This window comes from Roseateles sp. GW821-FHT09B06 (assembly GCF_059418245.1).
The window spans coordinates 1-4703 of record NZ_JBWKPM010000055.1; the positions used below are offsets into that span (position 1 = coordinate 1).

Consider the following 4703-nt stretch of genomic DNA (forward strand, 5'->3'; position numbering starts at 1 on the left):
CTTGTGCTTCGGGGCTGAGGTAGTCCTCGGGGATCGGCTTCATCTCGGCTTGCTCCTGCTTGATGCCTCGCAGTGTCCCAAGCTCCCCGCGGCCGCTCATCGTCCGAGAGGACTAGCGCCGACCCGGATCCCCGCCCCTAACGGCGCGCGGCGGCGAACAGCGCCTGCCAGGATGCATTGGGGTAGTGCGGCACCTGCCAGACGAAGGCACAGACAGGTGCCCCTTGGCTTGGGCTCTCCTGGCAAATCACCCGGTCGACATAGGTGTGGCTCAAGCCCACATCGGCGGCGGCGGCCGGTTCCGGCTCGTCCGCCATGGGCCCGTAGAGCAGCAATGTTCCGCCGCAGCCCGCCACGGCGAGGCAGCTCCACAGCAGGGCACCGGAAAGTCGATTCAGCTTCATCAAAGTCTCCTTGAAGTACCGCCCTGATCGCCGGCTCTATTTCGTCCGCGCCTGGGCCGCGTCGAGGAAGGCCGGTCTTTCGCCGCCGCCATGCAGCAGCAGATTGGTGCCATTGACATAGCCGGCTTTGGACGAGGCCATGAACAGGCAGGCATTGGCCACGTCCGCGGGCTCGGCAAGCCGGCCCGCCGGCACGGTCGCGGCAACCGCGGCGATGCCGGCCTCGTCGCCGTAATGCAGATGGGACTGCTCGGTGCGCACCAGCCCGGGGCTGACGGCCACCACTCTCACCTTCGGCGCCCATTCGACGGCCAGCGAAGCGACCAGGCTCAGCACGCCGGCCTTGGCCGCGCCATAGGCGGCCGTGCCGGGCGATGGGCGCAGGGCGCTGACACTGCCGACGAAGACGATGACGCCGCCGTCCGGCTGCCGCTGCATTGCGGCATTGGCCGCCTGCGCAAGGTGCAGCGGCGCGAGCAGGTTGAGGCGGACGATGCCCTCGTGAAAGCGCGGCGATGCGCTGGCGGCGTCGGCCGGCGGCGCGCCGCCGGCGTTGTTGACGAGCACGTCGAGCCGGCCATGGCGCTCGACGATCGCGGCGACCAGCCCCCGCACCGCCTCGGCTTCGCGCACGTCGCAGGCGACGAACTCGGCCCGCCGCCCTTCGGCGGCCGGCAAGGCCTCGGGCGCGTTGCGGCCGCATACGACGACGCGGGCGCCGGCCTCGAGAAAGGCCTCGGCGATGCCGCGACCTATGCCCTTGGTGCCCCCGGTGACGAGAACGACGCGATCATGGAATTCGGCTGCAGGGCGCATGACGGGAAACGACTGGTGTGCTTACAGGCCAATGTAGGAATCTCCCCGCCGGCCCAATACGTCCGATCGGACGATGTCCCGACCCGCCCCGTCACCTAACTTCTGCCGCCGTTCCCACCCCGCCCATGGACAAGCAGCAATGTCTTCCGATACCGAGCATCCCCTGGTGGTCGTCGAGCGACCCGAGGCCGGTGTCGCGCTCGCCCGCCTGAACCGCGCCGAGACGCGCAACGCGCTGAGCCTGGCGATGCAGGCCCGGCTGTCGGACGTCTTCTCGGCGCTGGCCGACGACGACGCGGTCCGCGTCCTCGTGCTGACCGGCGGCAGCGAGGTGTTTGCAGCCGGCGGCGATATCAAGGGCCTGCACGAGGCGGGGCCGATCGAGATCTGGCGGCGCCACAGCGAAAGGCTGTGGGCCCCGATCCAGCATTTCCCCAAGCCGGTGATCGCCGCGGTATGCGGCTATGCCTACGGCGGCGGTGCCGAACTGGCGATGCACTGCGACATCATCATCGCCGGCCAAGGCGCCCGCTTCGCCCAGCCCGAGGTTCGCCTGGGCATCATGCCGGGCATCGGCGGCACACAGCGGCTAGTGCGCGCGGTCGGCAAGTTCAACGCGATGCGGCTACTGCTGAGCGGTCAGCCCGTGGACGCGCAGGAGGCTCGCATCATGGGCCTGGTCAGCGAGGTCGTGCCCGACGCCGAGGTACTGCCCCGGGCGCTCGAGACGGCGCGCCAGATCGCCGCGCTGCCGCCGCTGGCCCTGCGGCAGATCAAGGAGGTCGTGCTGGCGGGCGTCGATGCCCCGTTGGAAACGGCGCTGGCGCTCGAACGCAAGGCCGCCCAACTGCTCTTCGCCACCCGGGATCAGCAGGAGGGCATGCGGGCCTTCATCGAGAAACGCCCGCCCCGCTTCGAGGGCCGTTGAGGCACCGCCATCGTCCGAACGAGGTATGCCGGCGCCGGGACCCACTGAAAGAATCCATCAACCCAATGCCTCATTTCGGAGCAGTCATGGCAACGAGCAAAGACTATCGCCTCGGCGAGTTCACCTTCCCACGCGGCTGGTTCATGGTCGCCGAGGCGAGCGAACTCGACACCAAGAAGCCGCTGGCCGTGCGTTTCTTCGGCAAGGATTTCGCGCTCTACCGCGGCCAGGCCAGCGGCAAGGTGGTGCTGCTGGACGCCTATTGCCCGCACATGAAGACCCATCTCGCGGCGCCGAACAAGACCTCCTATGTGGTGCTCGACCGCGGCGGCAGCAATATCGAGGGCGACGCCCTGCGCTGCCCCTACCACGCCTGGCGTTTCGGCGCCGACGGCAAATGCGACGACATCCCCTACCACCAGGGGGCGATTCCCGCCGCCGCCTGCGTCAAGAGCTGGACCGTGCGCGAGAGCCTGGGCGCGATCTGGGTCTGGCACGACCCCGAAGGGGGCGAGCCCGAATGGGAGCACCCCTCGCTGCCCGAATGGGACGACGCGGCCTGGGTGCGCTGGACCTTCGATCATGTCGGCCTGCTCAACCAGCATCAGCAGGAGGTGTCCGACAACATCGCCGACTACAGCCACCTCGGGCCGATCCATGGCTCGACGGTGCAGAAATACGAGAATGAATTCATCGGCCATCGTGCGGTCCAGCGCCAATGCGGGCCGCATCGCACGCTGGTCGGCGCCGACGGCGTCAGTCCCGTCCTGCAGACCCTGACCACCTACCACGGCCCCGGCGTGCTGATCTCCTACATGACCGGCCTGTACGACTCGATCATCCTGATCACGCACACGCCGGTGGAGGACGGCTCGATCAAGGTCTGGCACGCGCTGATGGTCAAGTCGCCGGGCGGCAACGCCCGGGCGTCCGAGTCGGACGTCGCCGCGGCCCGCCAGTTCCAGGACGCCAGCCTGGCGGCGTTCGCGCAGGACTTCGAGGTCTGGCAGCACAAGCAGCCCTGCCTCAACGGCCTGTTCCTGCCCAGCGACGGGCCGTTCATGAAGGCCCGCGTCTGGTACAAGCAGTTCTACAACCCGCGCTCGCAGCAGCGGGAATATCTGGACCAATGCGAGGGGGTGTACGTGCCGCGCGGTGCCACGCCGTTCAGCGACACGTCCGAGGCCGCATAGCGAGGACGCGAGGACAAGGGGCGGGCCAGCATGCTGGCCCGCCCGGATTCCAGCCGGATCAGTCGACCTTGGCCGGATGCGCCTGCACCGGCCCGCCGAGCATCTCCCGATAGGACGGCGGCTGCTTGCCCCCGGCGTCGAGGATGCCGTAGTCCCGCGCCGCCTCGGCGCCGACCAGCACCAGGCCCGACTTGTCCATCAGCCGCGGGTCGCGGTACAGCGCATCGATGAGGCGACCGGTGAACTCGGGCGTCTCGGCGACCTTGGCGAATTCCGGGTAGAGCTCGGGATGCTCGTCCCAGACGCGCTGGGTGCGCTCGGTGCGCAGGGGCCCCATCCAGATCGACAGGGCCGCGACGCCATGCGGACGCAGGTCGACGGCCATGTCCTTGGCGAACTTGTCGACCCCCACCTTCTGCGCACCATAGGCGGGCCCGTGCATATAGCAGCTGGCGCCGAAGGACGAGGTGAAGGCCATCAGCCCGCGGCCGCGCTCGATCATCAGCGGCGCGGCGAACCAGCTCGCCACATAGGCCGAGCGCAACCCCACGTCGAGGATGTCGACCAGCCCCAGCGGCTTGCTCCAGAAGCCGCCCGGCACGACCAGCTGGTCGTGCAGGAAGGTGGCGTTGTTGACCAGGATGTCCAGGTAGCCGGATTCGCGGCGCACGCGCTCGAACAGCGCCTGCACCTGTTGGTCGTCACGATGGTCGCAGGCCACGGCGATGCCCCTGCCGCCGGCGGCGTTGACCTGGCTCACCGTTTCGTGGATGGTGCCCGGCAGCGGCGCGCTGCCGCCCTGTTCGGTGCGGCCGGTGACGTAGACGGTGGCACCGGCGGCGCCGAGCGCGACGGCAATGCCGCGGCCCGCGCCGCGCGAAGCGCCGGTGACGACGGCAACGATGGATTCTTTCCCGGACTTCAAGATGGTGTCCCTCCGATGAGTAAATGGGTGGCCGCTACTGCGAATCGGCGGCTGCCGCGGCGGCCAAGGCTCGCCCGCGGCACAAGACCTTCACGGCGGCCGCATCCTGGAGATCCAGGACGAGCGTTGAGCTCACGACGCAGCGCGTGGCGCTGATCTTCCACGCACCGTCCTGCTTGCGGTATTCATCCTCGTAGCGGGCGCCCAGCTGCGTGAGCCGGCCCGCCTGCGTGTCGATCTGCTGGTAGTGCAGGCCCCAGCGTCCGCGGGCGCGCTCGGCATCGATCAGCTCGATCCGCGGGTTCACGCCGTGATGCATCTCGACGATATGGTCGTGGCAGGCCAGGCGCTGGAACAGTTCCTGTTGATTTCCGGCAAGAACTGACCCTCAACCGTCACTGATTTCCGTTCAAACCTGACCCACGTATGAACCCTAG

The 4703-nt window shown here is 68.6% G+C and carries 6 protein-coding genes; 2 read left to right on the top strand and 4 right to left on the bottom strand.

Annotated elements, in window-relative coordinates; all coding sequences use genetic code 11:
• Positions 1-137: 137 nt before the first annotated feature.
• Positions 138-404 carry a hypothetical protein gene (locus tag AC07OQ_RS24315; RefSeq protein ID WP_495055714.1) on the bottom strand — a complete coding sequence of 89 codons (267 nt, stop codon included), beginning with the start codon at positions 402-404 and terminating at the stop codon, positions 138-140.
• A 36-nt stretch (positions 405-440) separates the two neighbouring features.
• On the bottom strand, positions 441-1220 hold the full coding sequence (locus AC07OQ_RS24320; protein ID WP_495055715.1) for an SDR family oxidoreductase: 780 nt from the start codon (positions 1218-1220) through the stop codon (positions 441-443).
• A gap of 139 nt (positions 1221-1359) precedes the next feature.
• Between AC07OQ_RS24320 and AC07OQ_RS24325 the strand changes: the two genes are divergently transcribed.
• Together AC07OQ_RS24325 and AC07OQ_RS24330 are read left to right on the top strand one after the other, a co-directional pair.
• Positions 1360-2148, top strand: coding sequence for an enoyl-CoA hydratase (locus AC07OQ_RS24325; RefSeq protein ID WP_495055716.1), 789 nt, complete (start codon positions 1360-1362; stop codon positions 2146-2148).
• Positions 2149-2234: 86 nt separating this feature from the next.
• On the top strand, positions 2235-3341 hold the full coding sequence (locus AC07OQ_RS24330) for an aromatic ring-hydroxylating dioxygenase subunit alpha (protein ID WP_495055717.1): 1107 nt from the start codon (positions 2235-2237) through the stop codon (positions 3339-3341).
• Between the two features lie 58 nt (positions 3342-3399).
• Here the strand turns inward: AC07OQ_RS24330 and AC07OQ_RS24335 are convergent, their stop codons facing one another.
• Both AC07OQ_RS24335 and AC07OQ_RS24340 read right to left on the bottom strand, forming a co-directional pair.
• On the bottom strand, positions 3400-4266 hold the full coding sequence (locus tag AC07OQ_RS24335; protein WP_495055718.1) for an SDR family NAD(P)-dependent oxidoreductase: 867 nt from the start codon (positions 4264-4266) through the stop codon (positions 3400-3402).
• Between the two features lie 34 nt (positions 4267-4300).
• Positions 4301-4624: a nuclear transport factor 2 family protein gene (locus tag AC07OQ_RS24340; protein WP_495055719.1), complete on the bottom strand. Its 324-nt coding sequence runs from the start codon at positions 4622-4624 to the stop codon at positions 4301-4303.
• Positions 4625-4703: the final 79 nt, after the last annotated feature.